Source organism: Cupriavidus sp. UGS-1, assembly GCF_021213615.1.
Lineage (GTDB): Bacteria > Pseudomonadota > Gammaproteobacteria > Burkholderiales > Burkholderiaceae > Cupriavidus.
The window spans coordinates 21,654-42,953 of sequence record NZ_JAJQJF010000012.1 but is presented as its reverse complement, the minus strand read 5'-3'; the positions used below and the strand labels follow the sequence as shown (position 1 = coordinate 42,953).

Here is a 21,300-nt window from a genome sequence, read left to right as displayed (position 1 = left end):
CCAAGCCACCATGTCGGCCTCGTCGACCTCGTCGATCCCGGCGGTCCATGCCGATGCCAACGAGGTCCGTGAACGCCTGCAGGCGCGGCGCAAGCGCGTCAACGTCTACGCGCTGGCCGCCTCGCTGGCCGCGATGACCTTCGGCCTGTTCTGGCTCGCGTGGATCCTGTGGACCACGATCTCGCTGGGCATCGGCGGGCTGTCGATCGACCTGTTCACGCAGATGACGCCGGCACCGAACACCGCCGGCGGCGGCCTTGCCAACGCGATCTTCGGCAGCTTCGTGATGGTCGGCCTGGCCACCGTGCTCGGCACGCCGCTGGGCATCCTGGCCGGCATCTACCTGGCCGAGTATGGCCAGAAGTCGCCGCTGGCGAGCTTCATCCGCTTCATCAACGACATCCTGCTGTCGGCGCCGTCGATCGTGATCGGCCTGTTCGTCTACGCGCTGGTGGTGGCCCGGATGGGGCATTTCTCGGCCTGGGCCGGCATCTGCTCGCTGGCGCTGCTGCAGATCCCGATCGTCGTGCGCACCACCGAGAACATGCTGAACCTGGTGCCCAACGCGCTGCGCGAGGCCGCCTTCGCGCTCGGCACGCCGAAATGGAAGATGGTGCTGTCGATCACGGTCAAGGCCTCGTACGCGGGCATCATCACCGGCGTGCTGCTGGCGGTGGCCCGGATCGCCGGCGAAACCGCGCCGCTGCTGTTCACCGCGCTGTCGAACCAGTTCTGGAGCACGGATCTGAACAAGCCGATGGCCAACCTGCCGGTGACGATCTTCCGCTTCGCGATGAGCCCGTTCACCGAATGGCAGCAGCTGGCATGGGCCGGCGTGTTCCTGATCACGATCGGCGTCCTGGCGCTGAACATCCTGGCGCGCGTGCTGTTCAAGAAGAGCCAGTGAGCGCAACCGGCAGACAGCAAAGCGAACCGCAAGCAGCACGCGAAACCACGAATCTACCTGCGAGACCCAGCATGACTTCGACCGTCATCGACATCCCCGACAGCGTCCGCGCCAAGATCGACGTGCGCAACCTGAACTTCTACTACGGACAGTTCCATGCGCTGAAGAACATCAACATGTCGATCCCGGACCGCAAGGTCACCGCCTTCATCGGCCCCTCGGGCTGCGGCAAATCGACCCTGCTGCGTACCCTGAACAAGATGTACGCGCTCTATCCCGAGCAGCGCGCCGAGGGCGAGATCAACATGGACGGCGAGAACCTGCTGACCAGCCGCAAGGACATCGCGCTGCTGCGCGCCAAGGTCGGCATGGTGTTCCAGAAGCCGACGCCGTTCCCGATGTCGATCTACGACAACATCGCCTTCGGCGTGCGGCTGTTCGAGAAGCTGTCGCGCTCGGAGATGGACGACCGCGTCGAGTGGGCGCTGTCGAAGGCCGCGCTGTGGAACGAGGCCAAGGACAAGCTGCACCAGTCGGGCTACAGCCTGTCCGGCGGCCAGCAGCAGCGGCTGTGCATCGCGCGCGGCATCGCGATCCGCCCCGAGGTGCTGCTGCTCGACGAGCCGTGCTCGGCGCTGGACCCGATCTCGACCGGCCGCATCGAGGAACTGATCGCGGAACTGAAGGACGAGTACACCGTGGTGATCGTGACCCATAATATGCAGCAGGCCGCGCGTTGCTCGGATTTCACCGCCTACATGTACCTGGGCGAGCTGATCGAGTTCGGCGAGACGGAGAAGATCTTCATCAAGCCGCACCGCAAGGAAACCGAGGACTACATCACCGGCCGTTTCGGCTGAGCACCAAGGCAGCCCGCCCAAGCAACGCCCGCCGTGTCGCGCGACGCGCCAGCATCCGCGGCCAGGAGAACATGATGACCGACAAGCACCTGTCGACCCAATTCGACGCCGACCTCAACGCGATCAATACCAAGCTGCTGCAGATGGGCGGCCTGGTCGAGGCGCAGATCGATACCGCGATGAAGGCGCTGGCCGACTTCGACGCCACGCTGGCCGAGCAGGTCATCGAGCGCGAGAACCAGATCAATGCGCTCGAGATCGAGATCGACGCCGACTGCGGCAACATCATCGCGCGCCGCCAGCCGACCGCGCGCGACCTGCGCCTGGTGATGGCCATCTCCAAGACCATCACCAACCTGGAGCGCGCCGGCGACGAGGCCGAGAAGATCGCCAAGCGCACCAAGCACATCATGGAAGAGACCGGCGCGCAGGGCATCAACTACGCCGAGGTCAAGCTGGCCGGCGATCTGGCAATCGCGCTGCTGCGCAAGTCGCTGGACGCCTTCGCCCGCCTCGATACGGTCGCGGCCGCGCGCATCGTCAAGGAAGACAAGGCGATCGACGACGAATTCCGCGCCTTCGTGCGCAAGCTGATCACCTACATGATGGAAGATCCGCGCACGATCTCGGTCGCGCTGGACTTCCTGTTCATCGCCAAGGCCGTCGAGCGCATCGGCGACCATGCCAAGAACATCGCCGAGTTCATCATCTACATCGTCAAGGGCACCGACGTTCGCCATACCTCGCGCGAGGACATGGAGAAGGAAGCGCTGAGCTGAACCAACCCGTCGAGCGATGCCGTGGTATCGGTCCGTTGTCTTGCTGCCCGGTGTGTACCTGCCCGTTTCGCTCGCCGTACATCGCCCGCCGTACTACGTCATCGCGCTGTTCCATCTGCCAATACCTGAACCTGCCAGAGAGCGGAGACCTCATTCATGCCTAGCAGTATTCTGGTCGTCGAAGACGAACCGGCCATTGCCGAACTGATCGCCGTCAACCTGCAGCACGCCGGGCACTATCCGATCCGTGCCTACAACGCCGAGCAGGCGCTGTCGCTGATGAGCGATGTATTGCCCGACCTGGTGCTGCTCGACTGGATGCTGCCGGGCAAGTCCGGGGCGGTGTTCGCCAAGGAGCTGCGCAACAACGAACGCACCAAGCAGATCCCGATCATCATGCTGACCGCGCGCAGCGAGGAGCAGGACAAGGTCATGGGGCTGGAGGCGGGCGCCGACGACTACGTGACCAAGCCGTTCTCGCCGAAGGAACTGCTGGCGCGCATCAAGGCGGTGCTGCGCCGGCGCGCCCCGCAACTGACCGACGACGTCGTGGCGATCAACGGCCTGCGGCTGGACCCGGCCACGCATCGCGTCACCGGCCAGGACGAATCGGGCCCGATCAAGCTGGAGCTCGGCCCGACCGAATTCCGCCTGCTGCATTTCCTGATGACGCACCCGGAGCGCGTGCACAGCCGCTCGCAGCTGCTCGACCAGGTCTGGGGCGACCACGTCTTCGTCGAGGAGCGCACCGTCGACGTGCATATCAAGCGTCTGCGCGCGGCGCTGGCCCCCGGCGGCTACAGCGCGATGATCGAGACTGTCCGCGGCAGCGGCTACCGTCTGGCCCGGTCGCCGGGCCAGTGAGCGGCCGGCCTGGCCCTGGCTTGCCGCGCGGCTTGTCCCGCGATTCGGTGGCCCGGGCAGGGCGTCTTCGCTGCCGGGGCGCTGTTGCCTCGCTGTTGCGTTTTTCGTGGCACACTGCGGCCCATCCCGCCTGCGGGGCCGGCTCTGACTGTCGCCGTCGCCTTCGCCGTTCCCCGCCAGGCTGCCACCGCACGATCTCATGAATGTCATCTGGGCCCGATCCGCGGCCGTCCTGATCCTGCTGGCCATCGCCGCCGCGCTGCTGGCCGCTTTCGTCGGCGTAACCACCGCGCTGGCGGTGACCACCGGCGCGCTGCTGGCGCTGCTGATTTTCTACCTGTATCAGATCAACCGGCTGTGGAAGGTGCTGGACGCGCCGGCCTACGGCGAGATTCCGAGCGCGGTCGGACTATGGGGCGAGGTCTATTACCGGCTGCATCGCCTCGTCAAGCGCTGGCGCATGCAGGTGCTGCAGGTCGAGCAGCAGCACACGCGCTTCATCCAGGCCATTCAGGCCTCGCCCAACGGCGTGCTGATGCTGGACGACGCCGACCAGATCGAGTGGTGCAACGCCGTGGCCGAGCTGCATTTCGGCCTCAGTGCGCGGCGCGACGCGCGTCAGCGCATCACGCATCTGATCCGGCGCCCGGAGTTTGTGCAGTACCTGATGTTGCAACGTTTCGACGAACCCTTGCAGATGCGCGACATGGGCGAACACAAGCAGAGCGTGCTGGCGGTGCAGGTGCTGCCCTATGGCGACAATCGCAAGCTGGTGCTGACGCAGGACATCACCAAGCTCGAGAACACCGAGTCGATGCGGCGCGATTTCGTCGCCAACGTCTCGCATGAACTGAAGACGCCGCTGACGGTGCTGACGGGCTTTCTCGAGACCGTGCGCGATCTGCCGGTCTCGGACGAGGATCGCCGGCGCTATGTCGACATGATGATGACGCAGGCCATGCGCATGCAGCATATCGTCGAGGACCTGCTGGCGCTCGCCAAGCTCGAGAGCGATATGCAGCCGCCCAGCCAGGATCCCGTCGACATCGGCGCGCTGGTGCACCACCTGGTGCACGACGCGCAAGGGCTGTCGCAGGGCCGGCACGAGATCACCGCCGACATCGACCGGGCGGTCGGCATCCGGGGCAGCGAAACCGAGCTGCTGTCGGCGCTGGGCAATCTGGTGTCGAACGCGGTGCGCTACACCCCCGACGGCGGCCGCATCGGCATCGGCTTGTGCTACCGCGACGGCCATGCGGTGTTCTCGGTCAGCGATACGGGCCTGGGCATCGCCGCCGAGCACATTCCGCGGCTGACCGAGCGCTTCTATCGGGTCGACCGCAGCCGCTCGCGCGATACCGGCGGCACCGGCCTGGGCCTGGCGATCGTCAAGCACGTGCTGTCGCGCCACCATGCCGAGCTGCGCATCAGCAGCGAGGTGGGCAAGGGCAGCGTGTTCCGCGTGGTGTTCCCGGTCGACCGCAGCATCCATCAGCCGGGCGCGCGGCACGCGGCTTAGGGCTGTTGCTGGCAGGACCGACTCCGGCCATTGCGGCCGATTGTGTTCTGCCTCGCCCCCTCAGGGGGAGAGGGCTGGGGAGACGGGGGGGTGTCAAGCAGAGGCGGTTGGTGTTTGAACCACCGTTTTCCCTCTCCCGCCAGCGGGAGAGGGGAGCATCAGCGCCAGCTTTCGCCCTCAGGCGAACATCCCCAGCAGCTCCATCTGGCTGACCCGCCGTTCCTTCCCCTTGCCGGTCTGCTGGACATAGCTGCCGTCCGGCTGCATCACCCACGCCGAGCCGTTGTCGCGCAGATGCACGAGCAATCCTTCCTGGATCACGCGCGTCTTCAGCGTCTTGTCCAGGATCGGGAAGGCCACCTCGACGCGGCGGAACAGGTTGCGGTCCATCCAGTCGGCGCTCGACAGATACAGCAGCTCGGTGCCGCCGGCCAGGAAGTAGTTGACGCGATGGTGTTCGAGGAAGCGGCCGACGATCGATCGCACCGTGATGTTCTCGGACAGCCCCGGCACGCCGGGCCGCAGCGCGCAGACGCCGCGCACGATCAGGTCGATCTGCACGCCGGCGCGCGAGGCCTTGTACAGCTCCTCGATCACCGACGGCTCCAGCAGCGCGTTCATCTTGGCGATGATGCGCGCCGGCTTGCCGGCCCGCGCGTTGCGCGCCTCCGCACGGATATGCTCGACCAGATTGCTCTGCATCGTGAACGGCGACTGCCACAGATGCTTGAGCTTGATCGAGCCGGCCGTGCCGGTCAGCAGCTGGAACACGTGGTGCACGTCCTCGCACACTTCCTCGTTGGCGGTCAGCAGCCCGAAGTCGGTGTACAGCCGCGCGGTACGCGGATGATAGTTGCCGGTGCCCAGATGCACGTAGCGGCGCAGCTTGGTCTGCTTGCTCTTCGGGCCGGCCGGTTCGCGCCGCACGATCAGCAGCATCTTGGCGTGGCACTTGTGGCCGACCACGCCGTAGATCACGTGCGCGCCGGCCGATTCCAGGCGCTCGGCCCAGTTGATATTGGTTTCCTCGTCGAAGCGCGCCAGCAGCTCCAGCACGACGGTGACATCCTTGCCGTTGCGCACCGCGGTCATCAGCGCTTCCATCACCAGCGAATCGTTGCCGGTGCGATAGACGGTCTGCTTGATCGCCACCACGTCGGGATCGTTGGCCGCCAGTTGCAGCAGATCGAGCACCGAGCTGAAGCTCTCGTAGGGGTGGTGCAGCAGCACGTCGCGCTGGCGGATCACGTCGAACATCGGCGTGCCGCCGCTGAACGCCTTCACGGCGGCGGGAACGTGCGGCGGATACTTGAGCGCGGGGCGATCGACCATATCGGGGATCGACATCAGCCGCACCAGATTGACCGGCCCGCTGACGCGGTACAGGTCCTGCTCGCCGAGTGCGAATTCGGTCAGCAGCCGCCGCGTCAGCGCCGGCGGCGTCTCGGCCGCGACCTCGAGCCGCACCGCGTCGCCGTAGTGGCGCGTCGGCAGTTCGCCCTGCAGCGCCTCGCGCAGATCGGTGATCTCGTCTTCGGAGACGAACAGGTCGGAATTGCGCGTGACGCGGAACTGGTAGCAGCCGTCGACCTCGATCGCCGGGAACAGCTCGTGCACGAAGCCCTGCATGAACGAGGACAGCAGCACGAAGCCGTACGGATAGCCCGACAGCGACTGCGGCATCTGCACGACGCGCGGCAGCGCGCGCGGCGCCTGCACGATCGCGAGATCCGCTTCGCGGCCGAAGGCATCCTTGCCCGACAGCTCGACGACGAAGTTCAGGCTCTTGTTGGAAACGCGCGGGAAGGGATGGGCCGGATCGAGCGCGATCGGCGTCAGCACCGGCCCGATCTCGCGCACGAAGAAGTCGCGGGCCCAGTCGCGCTGCGCGTCGTTCCACACCGTCGTCATGTGGAAGAACACGCCCTCGCGCTCGAGCAGGGGAAATATCACGTCCTGCAGCATGGCATACTGCGCTGCAACGAGGCGCTGTGTCCGCTCGGTGATCGACTGGTAGGTCTGCTGGAACGACAGGCCGTCCGGGGTCAGGCCCGAGGGGTTGTCGCGCATCTGCTCCTTCAGTCCGGCCATCCGGATCTCGAAGAACTCGTCGAGATTGCTCGACACGATGCAGATGAACTTGAGGCGCTCGAGCAGCGGTACCGACGGGTCCGCCGCCTGGGCCAACACACGGGAGTTGAATTCCAGGATGCCAAGTTCGCGATTGAGCAGCGTACCGGGCGGGGTCGTCGACATGGGCATGACCTTCTTTGGGCGATGCGGCGACTTTTCCATAGAATCGTGTCAACTTGATGACAGCGTGATTTTGTCATGACACCGACACGGCCAGGACATATTCTTCGTGCCTCGCGCGGACGGCGATGAGCGCAACGCCGCCGGTCCGTGTTTCCAGACAGCTATGACGATGAACAATACTCCACGCCTGCTCGCTGCCGTCGATATGGGCTCCAACAGTTTCCGGCTGATGATCGGCCGCGTCGACGAGACCCAGACCGCGACCGGTCCGGTCAGCCAGATCTTCCAGGTCGATGCGCTGCGCGAGCCGGTGCGGCTGGCCGCGGGCCTGACCGCGGACAAGTATCTGGACCAGCCGGCGCGGCGCCGCGGCGTGGAGGCGCTGCGGCGCTTCGGCGACCGCCTGCGCGAATTCTCGCCGGACCAGGTGCGCGCGGTCGCCACCAATACGCTGCGCGTGGCCAAGAACGCGTCCGAGTTCCTGATCGAGGCAGAGAACGCGCTCGGCTTTCCGATCGAGGTGATCGCCGGCCGCGAGGAGGCCCGGCTGATCTACCTGGGCGCGTCGCACGATGCGCCGGCCTGCGCCGGCAATCGGCTGGTCGTCGATATCGGCGGCGGCTCGACCGAATTCATCATCGGCAACGGCTACACCGCCAAGCTGATGGAGTCGTTGTACATCGGCTGCGTTTCGCACAGCCGGCAGTTCTTCCCCAGCGGCAATGTCGACGAATATGCGATGAAGCAGGCGGAGCTCGCCGCGCGCCGCGAGATCCAGGTGCTGGTACGCCAGTACCGCGGCGCGGGCTGGCAGCAGGCGGTGGGCTCGTCGGGTACGGCGCGGGCGCTGGCCGAGCTGATCGAGCTGAACGGCATGAACGACAACGCGCAGGAGCATGGCATCACGCGCGAAGGGCTGGAGCGGCTCAAGCGCGCGCTGATCAAGGCGGAGAACACCAATCGCGTGCGGCTGGTCGGCCTGAAGCCCGACCGGATTCCGGTCTTGCCCGGTGGGCTGTCGATCATGCTGGGTGTCTTTGCGGAGCTCGATATCGACCGCATGGACGTCACCGACGGCGCGCTGCGGCTGGGCGTGCTGTACGACCTGCTCGGCCGCAGCCATCACGAGGACATGCGCACGGTCACGGTCGATCAGTTCATGCGCCGCTACGGCGTCGACCGTGCCCAGGCCGCGCGCGTGCGTCAGGCCGCGCAACGGCTGCTGGCGCAGTTTCCCGAGCCGGCCAACGAGCGGCGCGAGGACAATCTGGCGCTGCTGGGCTGGGCCGCGAGCCTGCACGAGATCGGCATGTCGATCGCGCACAGCAGCTACCACAAGCATTCGGCCTATATCGCCACGCACGCGGACATGCCCGGCTTTTCGAAGACCGATCAGGCGCGGCTCGCCACGCTGCTGCTCGGCCATGCCGGCAAGCTGGGCAAACTGTCGGGGCGCGGACGCTTTCTCGACTGGCGCATGCTGTTCAGCCTGCGGCTGGCCTTCGTGCTGTGCCGGCGTCGCGCCGATGTCGAACTGCCGGAGATCAGGGTCAGCCAGCGCGCCGATGCGCTGGAAGAGGGCTTCGAGGTGCGGCTGCCGAAGACGTGGGTCGAGGCCAATCCGCTGGTCGAATACAGCCTGGGCAAGGAAGCCGACGAATGGGAGCGGATCGGGATCCGCTACAAGGTGGTGTACGTCTGAATCTGTGGCGGTCGCCGTCAGAAGGCGCCCGGAAACAGCGCGGGCGTTCTCCCTCTCCCGCTGGCGGGAGAGGGCCGGGGAGTGGGCCAGCGAGAGGGCGAGGGCAGCGCGCCAGCGCGGCGCGCCTTACCTGATCCCGATCCCGTCAGCGCTGCAGCCCGAGGAAATGCCGCGCATAGCGCGGATTCATGTCGCCCACACGCAGCAGCGTGAGGAAGTCCGCGACGTTGAAGTCCGGATCCCAGGCCGGCATGCCGCAGATGCGCGCGCCCAGGCGCAGATAGCCCTTGATCAGCGCGGGCGGCTCGACTTCCAGATCCTGGTTCAGTTCGTGGACCGGCAGCGGCAGCCGCGGAAACGCGTGGTACTCGATCGGCGCCAGATAGTTGCGCGCGAACACGCGGCTCAGGCTGGCGGCGATATGGCCGCCGTCGTTGATCGGCACGCTCGCGCAGCCCAGCATCGACTCGATGCCCCAGCGCTGCAGGTACTCGCCCAGGCCGCCCCATAGCGCCATGATGACGCTGCCGGTGCGGTAGTCGCGATGCACGCACGAACGGCCCAGTTCGACCATCTTCGGCTTCAGATGCGCCAGCCGGACCAGGTCGAATTCCGATTCGGCGTACAGGCAGCCGATGCGCTTGGCCTGGTGCGGCGGCAGCACGCGGTAGGTGCCGACGACCTTCAGCGTGGCCAGGTCGCGCACGATCAGGTGGTCGCAGTAGGCGTCGAACATGTCGATGTCGAGCTCGGGCGACGTGGTCGACAGGCGCGCGCCCATCTCTTCGGCGAACACCTTGTAGCGCAGCCGCTGTGCCTCGACTACTTCGTCCTGGTGGCGCGCCCACGCCACGCTGAGAGCAGGCGCTGCATCTTGCTGCGCAACGGATTGGCGATGAAGACGCCTCCGGCCCGGATGGCCCGCCAGGCCATTGGGCAAGGAATCGAAGAGCGGCTGGGTAGGCGTCGGGAGGTCTCGCATCAGATGTCCTTTCGATGACAACATGGCTGCGAAACAATGTAGAGGGGGCGGGTGACAGCCCCGTGAAGCGGCGATGACGGTTGCGTGACCGTGCTGCCGTGGCGACATCGAGACGTGGCGGCTGTCAGCGCGCTACGTACCCGACCCGAACCGGGGTCACAGGAATTCCGGATTGATCACCGCGCGCAGCACGACCTGATCCTCGTGCTCGCGCGTGCGGGCCGTCAGCCACCAGATGCCGCTTTTGCGGATGCTCCAGCTGATCTCCGTGCCCGCCAGCAGCAGGGCAGCGAGCCGGCCGATCCAGGGCTGGTGGCCGACCACGATGGTTGTCCCGGCAGCATGCGGCCAGTCGATCGCGGCCAGCACGTCGGTGACATCGCTGTCGGGCGCCAGCGCGGGCACCACCAGCGCGTCCGAGCGCAGCGCCGCGGCCGTCTCGCGGCTGCGGTGCGCCGGGCTGCACAGCAGCCGCGCATCGGGCGGCAGATGGGCGCGCAGCCAGGCGGCCGAGGCTTCGGCCTGCTTGCGGCCGCGGCGGGTCAGGGCACGTTGCAGGTCCGCGGCGCGGCCCATGCCGGCGACATCGGGGAGCGCTTCCGCTTCGGCGTGGCGCCACAGGATCAGGTTCATTGCTGGAGATGGGCACGGCGCGAATGCCGTGCGGCGGTCGTTGGTGTTGGTACTCCGGAAACCGGTACCGGCTCCGTCTGGATCGATTCGACTGGCGTGCCGCGCCTGGGTTCGGCGCGGTAATCGGCGCCGTATTAGGCGCGGTAATCGGCACGGTAATCGGCACGGTATCAGGCGCCGCGTTCGGTCGGTGCTGTCGGCTTGTACGTCCGGGACATGGCCGGCGAGCCAATGCCGCGGCCAGTATGGCGCAGCGGCATGGCGGGGGCAATGCGCCGCCATGTCGGTGACAGGCCCATGACAGGGGGCGACGCGGGAGTATCGGGCGCGTCGATGACAGTGCGATGACGGAAGTGCGATGGTCACGATCGGCGCTGCAAGCGGGCGACCGGCGTCGGACCAGGGACGGTCTTCTCGAGGTTCAGCGGGGGAGTAGCGGTGCTGCCGGCATTAACGGCAGAGGGCATGGCGTCGCGGCCGTCGTCCGCCAAATGGACGAAGCGCGGGGGACGCGGGAAAGCCGGCTATAACGCAGGGGCGAACGCAACCAGCGCGATCATTGCTGGCGAGTGACCGCGTACGAGCTGTGGTGGAGCGGGAGGCACGGCGCCGCCGGGCGACGCACAGGATCGCGTCGTCGCCGCGACGCCGAGCAGGAGCGAAACCGTTGGACCGGGGGGTCCGGGTATCAGCTCTTGTGACGGAAGTTGATGCGACCCTTGGTCAGGTCGTAGGGCGACATTTCCAGCGTCACGCGGTCGCCGGCCAGAATACGGATCCGGTGCTTCTGCATCTTGCCCGATGCGTAGGCCCAGATTTCCACGCCGTTTTCCAGCAGCACGCGATAGCGGTTGTCGGGCAGCGCTTCCGAAACGACGCCGCCGAATTCAATGAGTTCTTCCTTAGCCAAGCTTCCTTCCTTTGTGGCTCCATGATGGGCAGCCGGACGGCCGCCTTTGCGGATGCGCGATTATAGCACGAACGCACCTGCAGCATTTTGGGTTCCCGGCAGGACCCTTTAGTTCCCGCGTGCACCGATAAAGTGGCGCGATCGCCCCTTGTTGGTGCCGGCCCCCTCGCGACGACGCGCCAGTCGTTTTTTGGGCGGACGAGACGAACGCGGCGCGATTCTCCATAGGACTCTGGCGCCGTGTCGAGTGGCGTTCGGGAAGGTCGACCCTGCGCCGACAGAAGGATGGCCCGCCCTGCACGATTCGAACGTGCGACCGCTCGCTTAGAAGGCGAGTGCTCTATCCAACTGAGCTAAGGGCGGTCGGAAGAGAAACAGAAGGGGAAGAGAAAAAGGGTTAGCCGGCCTTGGCCTGCTAACCCTTATCGTTCTGGTCGGGGCGACATGATTCGAACATGCGACCCTCTGATCCCAAATCAGATGCGCTACCAGGCTGCGCTACGCCCCGAAGCCGCGCATTGTATCCGTCGGCACTGCCGCGGTCAAACGCCACAAACGGGACAAGGCAGACCTCTTACTCGCCTTCCGGCAGACTGGCGCCGACGATGTTGAAGCCGGCGTCCACGTAGGTGATCTCGCCGGTCACGCCGCTGGACAGGTCCGACAGCAGGAAGGCCGCCACATTGCCGACTTCCTCGATGGTGACGTTGCGGCGCAGCGGCGCGGCTTCCTCGAAGTGGCCGAGCAGCTTGCCGAAGCCCTTGATGCCGGACGCGGCCAGCGTCTTGATCGGGCCGGCGGAGATGCCGTTGGCGCGGATGCCGCGCGGGCCGACCGAGGCGGCCAGGTAGCGCACGCTGGCTTCCAGCGACGCCTTGGCCAGGCCCATCGTGTTGTAGTTGGGCACGACGCGTTCGCTGCCCAGATAGGTCAGCGTCAGCAGCGAGGCCTTGTCCGACAGCAGCGGCAGCGCGGCCTTGGCGAGCGCCGGGAAGCTGTAGGCCGAGATGTCGTGGGCCACGCGGAACGCTTCGCGCGACAGGCCGTCGAGGAAGTCGCCGGCGATCGCCTCGCGCGGGGCGAAGCCAATCGAATGGACCAGCCCGTCGAGCTTGTCCCAGCGCTGGCCGAGCGCGGCGAAGGTGGCGGCGATCTGTTCGTCGCTCGACACATCGCATTCGAATACCAGATCGCTGCCGAATTCCTTGGCAAAGTCCTGGATACGGTCCTTGAAGCGCTCGCCGACATAGGTGAAGGCCAGTTCCGCGCCTTCGCGCTTGCAGGCCGACGCGATGCCGTAGGCGATCGAGCGGTTCGACAGCAAGCCGGTGATCAGGATCCGCTTACCTGCCAGAAATCCCATAAGTTCTCCATGGTGGTCTTGTGATGCGCGTTCGCGGTGTGCCGGGGTAGGGCACGCTGCCGGGCACGGTTTCTGCTGAGTCCCGCCGGGCCGCAGGGTCGGGTGGGATTCCACTTGGCCCCCGCCGGCCCGTACCGGATTGCCGATCGCGAGCGGGCATGCCCGCTGCGGCCGCGGCCACGCCGCGTACTGGAATGTCCGGATGGCTGGAACGCCGCCGAACGAAGGTAAAATTGTCGCACAACTTGGCCCGGGCACCGACCGCGGCCGTCGTATTGGCAAGCGAAGTTCAGGGGGAGGGCATCGACCGGATGCAAAGGCAAGCAGCAGGGCCGTTTTCGGCATGGCATCGTATCCGGGCGCGGACCCGCACCGGCCTGGTCCAGATGCTGGCACGGTCCGCCGCAGCCGCCCTGGTGGCCGCGCTGTTGCCAATGTCGCCGACCACGGCTTTGGCCGCGCACGGCTTCGCGCTGCACGGCGACCTGAAGTACCCGGCGGACTTCCATCACTTCGACTACGTCAACCCCGAGGCACCGCGCGGCGGCACGCTGACGCTGGCCAATCCGGACCGGCGCACCAGCTTCGACAAATTCAATCCGTTCACGCTGAAAGGGGTCGCCGCGCCGGGCCTGACCTCGCTGATGTTCGAGTCGCTGCTGATCGGCAGCGCCGACGAGACCGCCAGCGCCTACGGGCTGCTGGCCGAGGACATCACGGTGGCGCCCGACGAGCTGTCGGTGACCTTCCGCATCCGCCCGCAGGCGCGCTTCCACAACGGCGATCCGGTGCTGGCCAGCGACGTCAAGTATTCCTACGACATGCTGATGAGCAAGGCCTCGAGCCCCGGCTATCGCAGCATGTGCGCCGACGTCAAATCGCTGACCGTGATCGACGACCGCACGGTGCGCTACGACTTCAAGCAGCGCAACGGCGAGCTGCCGCTGATCGTCGGCTCGCTGCCGGTGTTCTCGCGCAAATGGACGGCCAAGGTGCCGTTCGAGAAGCTGACCTTCGAGACGCCCGTCACCAGCGGCCCCTATCTGATCGAGCGCTACGACGCCGGCCGCGGCATCATCTACAAGCGCAATCCGGACTACTGGGGCAAGGACCTGCCGGTGCGGCGCGGCACCTTCAACTTCGACCGCGTGGTCTACCGGCTGTACAAGGACGAGACCGCGCGGCTCGAGGCCTTCAAGGCGGGCGAGTTCGACGCCATCGTCGAGTACCGCTCCAAGAGCTGGGCCAAGAGCTATGTCGGCAAGCGCTTCGGCAACGGCGAGCTGATGAAGACGGAATTCCCGCACCGCAATGGCGCCGGCATGCAGGGTTTCGTGATGAACCTGCGCAAGCCGCTGTTCCAGGACGTGCGCGTGCGCCAGGCGCTGATCCTGGCGCTCGACTTCGAATGGCTGAACCGGCAGCTGTTCTACGGCGCCTACAAGCGCCTGGACAGCTGGTTCTCCAACAGCGAGCTGGCGGCCAGCTCGACCTTCGACGGCCGTCCCGGCCCCGGCGAGCTGGCCTTGCTCGAGCCGCTGCGCAACCAGTTGGCGCCGGAGGTGTTCGGCCCGATCGTGACGCAGCCGACCACCGAGCCGCCGCGCTCGCTGCGCGACAATCTGCGCGAGGCGCGCCGGCTGCTGGCGCAGGCGGGCTGGACCTACAGCGACGGCGCGCTGCGCAACGCCAAGGGCGAGCCCTTCGTGTTCGAGTTCCTCGACGACGGCGGCGCGATGAGCCGGGTGATCACCACCTATGTGCGCAATCTGGAGAAGCTCGGCATCCAGGTCCATCAGCGCACCACCGACTTCGCGCTGTACCAGAAGCGGCTCGAGGACTTCGATTTCGACGTGGTGTCGATCCGCTTCCCCGATTCGCAGAGCCCCGGCAACGAGTTGCGCGACCGCTTCACCAGCGAGGCGGCCTCGACCCCGGGCTCGGATAACCTGTTCGGGCTGAAGTCGCCGGCGGTCGACAAGCTGGTCGACCAGGTGCTGCGCGCGCATACGCGCAAGGACCTGGTCAACGCGTCGCGCGCGCTCGACCGCGTGCTGATGCACGGCTACTACGTGGTGCCGAACTGGTACAGCGCCTCGCACCGCGTGGCCTACCGGCGCGAGCTGGTCTATCCGCAGCGGCTGCCGTACTACTACACGGCCGAGGGCTGGGTGCTCAGCAGCTGGTGGCGCAGCGATGTGGCCGGCGCCGGGCAGGCCAAGGCGGCGGCGCCGGCCAAGGCGGCGCGCTGAGCGCGGCGATCGCCGCGACGGGCGCCACAGGAAAACAGGAAACGGCATGCTGGCCTATCTGCTCAAACGCGTTCTGCTGATGATCCCGACGCTGATCGGCGTGATCACGCTGACGTTCGTCGTGATCCAGTTCGTGCCCGGCGGCCCTGTCGAGCAGATGATGATGGAGCTCAAGGGACGCGGGGGCGGCGGCGAGGCCAGCGGCGGCGGTGCCGAATACCGCGGCCGGCGCGGCGTCGACGCCGAGAAGATCAAGGAGATCCAGGCGCTGTACGGCTTCGACAAGCCGCCGCTGGAGCGCTACTGGATGATGCTCAAGCGCTTCGCGCAGTTCGACCTGGGCCAGAGCTACTTCCAGCACCGCAGCGTCTGGGAGCTGGTCAAGTCCAAGCTGCCGGTGTCGGTCAGCCTGGGCCTGTGGACGTTCTTCCTGACCTACCTGATATCGGTGCCGCTCGGCATCGCCAAGGCGATCCGGGCGGGCAGCCGCTTCGACGTGGTGACCAGCATGATCGTGCTGGTCGGCTACGCGATCCCCGGCTTCGTGCTTGGCGTGCTGCTGCTGGTGCTGTTCGGCGGCGGCACCTTCGTGCAGTGGTTCCCGCTGCGCGGCCTGACCTCGGACAACTGGGAGCAGCTGTCGCTGATGGGCAAGGTGATGGACTATCTGTGGCACCTGGTGCTGCCGATCACCGCGTCGGTGGTCGGCAGCTTCGCCGTGGTGACGATGCTGACCAAGAACGCGTTCCTGGAGGAGGTGCGCAAGCAGTATGTGCTGACCGCGCGCGCCAAGGGCCTGTCGGAGCGGCGTGTGCTGTGGAAGCATATCTTCCGCAATGCGCTGATCCCGCTGGTTACCGGCTTCCCGGCGGCCTTCATCGGCGCCTTCTTCACCGGCTCGCTGCTGATCGAGACGCTGTTCTCGCTCGACGGGCTGGGCCTGTTGTCCTACGAGGCGGTGCTGCGCCGCGACTATCCGGTCGTGCTCGGCACGCTGTACCTGTTCACGCTGATCGGCCTGGTGACCCGGCTGATCTCCGATGTCTGCTACGTGCTGGTCGACCCCCGCATCCATTTCGAGGCCATGCCGCGATGATCCCGCGTTGGCAAACTCCTTTCCGCTCGACGCCGCGGCCGCCGCGCCTGGACCGGCTGCCGTCGTCGCTGTCGCCGCGCCAGCGCGCCTGGCAGCGCTTTCGCCGCAACCGGCTCGGCTACTGGAGCCTGATCGCCTTTGTCGTGCTGTTCGTGCTAAGCATGGTTGCCGAGGTGCTGTCGAGCGACCGGCCGCTGGTGGTCAAGTACCGCGGCGAGTGGTATTTCCCGATCGTGCAGACCTATGCCGAGACCACGTTCGACGGCGACTTCCCGACCCCGACCGACTATCTCGATCCCTTCATCCGCCAGCGCATCACCAGCAACGGCAACTGGGCCATCTATCCGCCCAACCGCTATTCGTACGACACGCTGAACTACTTCGCCAAGGAGCCCAATCCGGCGCCGCCGTCGTCGGAGAACTGGCTCGGCACCGACGACCGCGGCCGCGACGTGCTGGCGCGGCTGATCTATGGCTTCCGCGTGTCGGTGCTGTTCGGCCTGGCGCTGACCGTGATCGGCGTGGTGATCGGCACCATCACCGGCGCGCTGATGGGCTTCTTCGGCGGGCGCTTCGACCTGATCTCGCAACGCGCGATCGAGATCTGGAGCTCGATGCCGGAGCTCTATCTGCTGATCATCTTCGCCTCGATCTTCGAGCCCAGCCTGGCGCTGCTGATCATCCTGCTGTCGCTGTTCGGCTGGATGGGTTTGTCGGACTACGTGCGCGCCGAGTTCTACCGCAACCGCTCGCTCGACTACGTCAAGGCGGCGCGCGCACTGGGCCTGTCCAATGTGCAGATCATGTGGCGCCATATCCTGCCCAACAGCCTGACGCCGGTGATCACCTTCCTGCCGTTCCGCATGAGCGCCGCGATCCTGGCGCTGACGAGCCTCGACTTCCTCGGCCTGGGCGTGCCGCCGACCACGCCGAGCCTGGGCGAGCTGCTGGCGCAGGGCAAGGCCAATCTGGATGCGTGGTGGATCTCGCTGTCGACCTTCGGCGTGCTGGTCGTCACGCTGCTGTTGCTGACGTTCATGGGCGATGCGCTGCGCGATGCCTTCGATACGCGGCTGGGCCTGGCGGCGCTGCGCGGCCGGGTCGAGCCCAAGCTGCCCGACCCGTCGGCGGGATCGGCCGGCGGACCGGCGACGGATGCCGCAGCGGCGGGGCAGTCCGCCGCGGGAGCGCGGCCATGAATGACCTTCCCATCAAGATGCCGCCACAGCCCATGGGTACGCCGCGCGACGCTGCCGATCCGGCGCTGATCCGCGTCGACCGCCTGTCGGTGACCTTCGGCGAAGGGCCGGAGGCCACCCGCGCGGTGCGCGATGTCAGCTTCTCGCTGCGTCCCGGCGAACGCTTCGCGCTGGTCGGCGAGTCCGGCTCGGGCAAGACCGTGACCGCGCTGTCGATGTTGCGGCTCGTCGAGGACGCGCGCTACCAGGGCGCGATCCATTTCGAAGGGCGCGACCTGCTGCGCGTGCCCGACCGCGAGATCCGCGCGATCCGCGGCAGCGAGATCGCGATGATCTTCCAGGAGCCGATGACCGCGCTGAACCCGCTCTATACGGTCGGCAACCAGATCGTCGAGACGCTGGAGCTGCACGAGGGGCTGGACAAGCGCGCCGCGCGCGAACGGGCGATCGCGCTGCTCGAGCGCACCGGCATCGAGGAGGCGGCGCATCGCTTCGACAGCTTCCCGCACCAGCTGTCGGGCGGCCAGCGCCAGCGCGCGATGATCGCGATGGCGCTGGCCTGCCGGCCCAAGCTGCTGCTGGCCGACGAGCCGACCACGGCGCTCGACGTCACGATCCGTGTGCAGATCCTCGAGCTGCTGCGCGACCTGCAGGCCGAGTTCGGCATGGCGGTGATGCTGATCACCCACGACCTGAACATGGTGCGCGCGTTTGCCCAGCGCATCGGCGTGATGGAGCAGGGCGTGCTGGTCGAGATCGGCGAGACCGCCGAGGTCTTCGCCAATCCGCGCCACCCGTACACGCAGCGGCTGATCGACAGCCGGCCGCGGCGCGAGGTGGTGCCGGTGCTGCCGCTGGCGCCGACCCTGCTGAGCGCGCGCGGCCTGGACGTCAACTACACGCGCAAGCGCCGGGGCCTGGCCGGCTGGTTCGGCCGCGACGTGGTCCGCGCGGTCAAGGAGGTCGACTTCGACCTGCGCGAGGGCGAGACGCTGGGCATCGTCGGCGAGTCCGGTTCGGGCAAGACCACGCTGGCTCACGCGGTGCTCGCGCTGCAGCGCAAGAGCGGCGGCCAGATCCAGTTTCTCGGGCGCAGCCTGGAACAGGTCAGGCGGGCCGAGCGCGCGTCGCTGCGGGCCCGGCTGCAGGTGGTGTTCCAGGACCCGTTCGGCTCGCTGTCGCCGCGCATGACGATCGAGCAGATCGTCGGCGAGGGCCTGGCGCTGCATCAGCCGGGGCTGTCGCGCGAGGCGATGCGCGAACGCGTGATCGAGGCGCTGCGCGAGGTGGGGCTGGACCGCACCGCGCTGGGGCGCTATCCGCACGAGTTCTCCGGCGGGCAGCGCCAGCGCATCGCCATCGCGCGCGTGCTGATCCTCAAGCCGCAGGTGGTGGTGCTCGACGAACCGACCTCGGCGCTCGACGTATCGATCCAGCAGCAGGTGCTGGCACTGCTGTCGCAGCTGCAGCGCAAGTACAACCTCAGCTACCTGTTCATCAGCCACGACCTGGCCGTGATCCGCGCGATGGCGCACCGCGTCATCGTGATGAAGGGCGGGGAGGTGGTCGAGGCCGGCGAGACCGATGCGGTGCTGGGCGCACCGCAGCACGCCTACACCCGCAAGCTGATGCGGGCGGCCCAACTCGGCATGGACTCCGGCCTGGGTCTGCGGGCAGGAGACGCCGGAGGCTGGCCGGGATGAACGCCCGGCTGAGGTCCGCACATGGCCACCCACGGCCGCCGCTCTTTGTCCGATACCGCGGCCAATCCCAAGAATCAGCGTGCAAGTCCCCCGCTATTCCTTTGATTACACGGCGATTTCGGCCGATTTTGTAACGAACTTTGACATCGCCGGCGTGACCTTATACCATCCCGCGAGAACTTGATGTGTGGGTGGTTTGCACGCCGCACGTCTCCTGGCGGGTGCGTCCGGCCGTACCCCGACACCGTTGTCGGGACGATTCGGCTCCTGGCATTCGCCGTCAGCAGTCTTTCCACATAGTCATCTCCGATCCACACGACGATGGGTTGTCGCGTCGCGTGAGGGATCGTGTGATTTGAATCATCCGAACCGGAACCAACGGGAGAACCCATGCAGCGAACGGTGCTTCATTCCCTGGCGCGTGCCGCCATCGGACTGACCCTGGCATGCGGCGCGGCCTTGTCGAATGGAGCCCTGGCTGACACGGTGTTCAAGGAACCCGGCACGGAGCTGAGCGCCGAGGCCCAGCAGCCCGAGCCGAAGAAGGGCCTGCTGTCGTCGATGATGAATTCGACCAGCCATGTCGCCAACAAGGCCGGCGATCTGGTGATGAACGCGCTGGGCCTGATCGGTGTCCGCTATCGCTTCGGCGGCAACACGCCGGAATCGGGCCTCGATTGCAGCGGCTTCGTCCGCTACGTCTTCAACGACACCTTCGGCTTCATGCTGCCGCGGCGCTCGGTCGAGATCAGCCGCGTCGGCACGAACGTTGCCGCGCACGAACTGCGCCCCGGCGACCTGGTGTTCTTCAACACGATGCGCCACGCGTTCTCGCACGTCGGCATCTATATCGGCGACAACAAGTTCGTGCACGCGCCGTCGACGGGCAGCAAGATCCGCGTCGACGACATGCGTTCGGCCTACTGGGTCACGCGCTACAACGGCGCGCGCCGCATCGACGATATGCCCGAGCGCGACAACGGCGCGGCCGGCGGCATCGGCGGCATGGTCGAGACGCTCAAGCGCTTCGATCCGAACGCCAGCGGGCGTACGTTCTACGGCGGCTGATCGCAACGGCGCCGGATTGGCGTCGATTGGCGCCGATCGCCATGCAATGAAAAGGACTGCCTCGGCAGTCCTTTTTCGTTGGTGCGGTGGTGCCGTGCTGGTTGCGATCTGCTGTGCCCGCTGCCTACTTCCCCGCGACCGGCGCAATCGGCGCGACCGGCGCGACCGGCGCGACCGGCGCAACGAGCTGCAGGCGCGCCTGCGCCAGCTTCTCGCGCAGTGCGGGCAGGGCGGCCACGGCGGCCTTCTCGCCCGCGAGAATCGCGCGGTTGCGTGCGCCGAAGTCGCTGCCGCTCATGTCCGGCAGGTCGGGGCGGATCACCACGTCGGCGCGGGCCAGCGCCAGCCGGTTGATCGACTGCCCCATGATGGCCGTGGTCTGCAGCAGCACGCCGCTCTGGCCAGCGTTGTTCTGGCTGGCCGGATCTGCCGAGATGTTGACCGCGATCACGAAGTCGGCGCCCATGCTGCGCGCGGAGTCGACCGGCACCGGCTCGACCAGGCCGCCGTCGACGTAGTCGTGTCCCTGGATCGACACTGGCTGGAACACGCCCGGCACGCTGCTGGACGCGCGTACCGCCTGGCCGGTATTGCCGCGCCGGAACAGGATCGCGCGGCCGGTCTTCAGGTCGGTGGCGACGATGCCCAGCGGAATCTTCATCGCCTCGATAGGCCGGTTGTCGACCAGGCGGTTCACGTAGTTCTGCAGCGCCTCGCCCTTGAGCCAGCCGCCGAAGCGGGTGCCGAACGGCAGCGCCCAGTCGGCGATGGTGGCCTCGTCCATCTTCAGTGCGTGCTTGTTCAGCTCGAAGCCGTCCATGCCGGAGGCGTAGAGCGCCGCGACCACCGCGCCGGCGCTGGTGCCGGTGACCAGGTCGGGGCGGATGCCGTGCGCTTCCAGCGTCTTGATCACGCCGATATGGGCGAAGCCGCGCGCGGCGCCGCCGCCCAGCGCGAGGCCGATGCGGACGGGGCGGGGCGCGGGCGTGACGGCGGACGGCGCGGCCGGCGTATCCGGCTTGGGGCCCAGGCTGCAGGCTGCGAGCAGGGACGCCGCGGTGGCGCCCGCCGCCGCGCTCAGGAAGGTACGTCGTTGCATGCGGGAATACGAATAGGAAAGGGCAGGACCCCGGGGCCGGCGTGCCGGCGCGTCGCGCTCCGACGGCCGCCGGTGGCGGCAGCGGTTCAGACCGGGCGATAGCATAAA

General features: G+C 67.0%; 17 protein-coding genes and 2 tRNA genes. 11 read left to right on the top strand and 8 right to left on the bottom strand.

Features of this window, described 5'->3' with window-relative positions; all coding sequences use genetic code 11:
• The first annotated feature begins 10 nt into the window (after positions 1-10).
• The 5 genes from pstA to phoR all read left to right on the top strand — a co-directional run bounded on the left by pstA (position 11) and on the right by phoR (position 4,929).
• Positions 11-907: a phosphate ABC transporter permease PstA gene (gene pstA, locus LRR16_RS16085; RefSeq protein WP_006576608.1), complete on the top strand. Its 897-nt coding sequence runs from the start codon at positions 11-13 to the stop codon at positions 905-907.
• A gap of 71 nt (positions 908-978) precedes the next feature.
• A complete protein-coding gene (gene pstB / locus LRR16_RS16080) occupies positions 979-1,767 on the top strand; it encodes a phosphate ABC transporter ATP-binding protein PstB (protein ID WP_006576607.1) in 789 nt (262 codons plus the stop codon).
• A gap of 74 nt (positions 1,768-1,841) precedes the next feature.
• Complete coding sequence (gene phoU, locus LRR16_RS16075) at positions 1,842-2,546, top strand: phosphate signaling complex protein PhoU (RefSeq protein ID WP_006576606.1); 705 nt, start codon at positions 1,842-1,844, stop codon at positions 2,544-2,546.
• 156 nt (positions 2,547-2,702) lie between these two features.
• Positions 2,703-3,410, top strand: coding sequence for a phosphate regulon transcriptional regulator PhoB (gene phoB / locus LRR16_RS16070; RefSeq protein ID WP_006576605.1), 708 nt, complete (start codon positions 2,703-2,705; stop codon positions 3,408-3,410).
• A 199-nt stretch (positions 3,411-3,609) separates the two neighbouring features.
• A complete protein-coding gene (gene phoR, locus LRR16_RS16065) occupies positions 3,610-4,929 on the top strand; it encodes a phosphate regulon sensor histidine kinase PhoR (RefSeq protein WP_006576604.1) in 1,320 nt (439 codons plus the stop codon).
• Positions 4,930-5,106: 177 nt separating this feature from the next.
• Here the strand turns inward: phoR and ppk1 are convergent, their stop codons facing one another.
• Positions 5,107-7,224, bottom strand: coding sequence for a polyphosphate kinase 1 (gene ppk1 / locus LRR16_RS16060; protein ID WP_023265070.1), 2,118 nt, complete (start codon positions 7,222-7,224; stop codon positions 5,107-5,109).
• A 130-nt stretch (positions 7,225-7,354) separates the two neighbouring features.
• Between ppk1 and ppx the strand changes: the two genes are divergently transcribed.
• A complete protein-coding gene (ppx, locus tag LRR16_RS16055) occupies positions 7,355-8,887 on the top strand; it encodes an exopolyphosphatase (RefSeq protein WP_006576602.1) in 1,533 nt (510 codons plus the stop codon).
• Between the two features lie 145 nt (positions 8,888-9,032).
• Here ppx and LRR16_RS16050 read toward each other — a convergent pair whose 3' ends face one another.
• The 6 genes from LRR16_RS16050 to fabI all read right to left on the bottom strand — a co-directional run bounded on the left by LRR16_RS16050 (position 9,033) and on the right by fabI (position 12,775).
• Positions 9,033-9,869 carry a GNAT family N-acetyltransferase gene (locus LRR16_RS16050; protein ID WP_006576601.1) on the bottom strand — a complete coding sequence of 279 codons (837 nt, stop codon included), beginning with the start codon at positions 9,867-9,869 and terminating at the stop codon, positions 9,033-9,035.
• Between the two features lie 156 nt (positions 9,870-10,025).
• On the bottom strand, positions 10,026-10,502 hold the full coding sequence (locus LRR16_RS16045) for a histidine phosphatase family protein (protein WP_232206501.1): 477 nt from the start codon (positions 10,500-10,502) through the stop codon (positions 10,026-10,028).
• Between the two features lie 688 nt (positions 10,503-11,190).
• Entirely contained in the window at positions 11,191-11,412 is a 222-nt protein-coding gene (infA, locus tag LRR16_RS16040) for a translation initiation factor IF-1 (protein ID WP_006578938.1), read from the bottom strand.
• A gap of 286 nt (positions 11,413-11,698) precedes the next feature.
• Positions 11,699-11,775: transfer RNA gene (locus LRR16_RS16035), tRNA-Arg, on the bottom strand.
• Positions 11,776-11,843: 68 nt separating this feature from the next.
• Positions 11,844-11,920 (bottom strand) — tRNA-Pro (locus tag LRR16_RS16030).
• A gap of 66 nt (positions 11,921-11,986) precedes the next feature.
• Complete coding sequence (gene fabI / locus LRR16_RS16025; protein ID WP_006578939.1) at positions 11,987-12,775, bottom strand: enoyl-ACP reductase FabI; 789 nt, start codon at positions 12,773-12,775, stop codon at positions 11,987-11,989.
• A gap of 386 nt (positions 12,776-13,161) precedes the next feature.
• Between fabI and LRR16_RS16020 the strand changes: the two genes are divergently transcribed.
• The 5 genes from LRR16_RS16020 to LRR16_RS16000 all read left to right on the top strand — a co-directional run bounded on the left by LRR16_RS16020 (position 13,162) and on the right by LRR16_RS16000 (position 20,093).
• Positions 13,162-15,027 (top strand): extracellular solute-binding protein, encoded by a 1,866-nt coding sequence (locus tag LRR16_RS16020; RefSeq protein WP_370646828.1) that lies wholly within the window; start codon positions 13,162-13,164, stop codon positions 15,025-15,027.
• Positions 15,028-15,073: 46 nt separating this feature from the next.
• The gene (locus LRR16_RS16015) at positions 15,074-16,123 is read left to right on the top strand and encodes a microcin C ABC transporter permease YejB (RefSeq protein ID WP_006578940.1); all 1,050 of its coding nucleotides are present in this window, start codon (positions 15,074-15,076) and stop codon (positions 16,121-16,123) included.
• The gene (locus tag LRR16_RS16010; RefSeq protein WP_232206500.1) at positions 16,120-17,322 is read left to right on the top strand and encodes an ABC transporter permease; all 1,203 of its coding nucleotides are present in this window, start codon (positions 16,120-16,122) and stop codon (positions 17,320-17,322) included. The genes LRR16_RS16015 and LRR16_RS16010 overlap by 4 nt, the downstream gene beginning before the upstream one ends.
• A gap of 17 nt (positions 17,323-17,339) precedes the next feature.
• Entirely contained in the window at positions 17,340-19,025 is a 1,686-nt protein-coding gene (locus LRR16_RS16005; RefSeq protein ID WP_232206556.1) for an ABC transporter ATP-binding protein, read from the top strand.
• A 390-nt stretch (positions 19,026-19,415) separates the two neighbouring features.
• Positions 19,416-20,093 carry a C40 family peptidase gene (locus LRR16_RS16000; protein WP_006578047.1) on the top strand — a complete coding sequence of 226 codons (678 nt, stop codon included), beginning with the start codon at positions 19,416-19,418 and terminating at the stop codon, positions 20,091-20,093.
• A 124-nt stretch (positions 20,094-20,217) separates the two neighbouring features.
• On the opposite strand, the gene LRR16_RS15995 is transcribed toward LRR16_RS16000, so the two are convergent.
• Complete coding sequence (locus tag LRR16_RS15995; protein WP_232206499.1) at positions 20,218-21,192, bottom strand: patatin-like phospholipase family protein; 975 nt, start codon at positions 21,190-21,192, stop codon at positions 20,218-20,220.
• Positions 21,193-21,300: the final 108 nt, after the last annotated feature.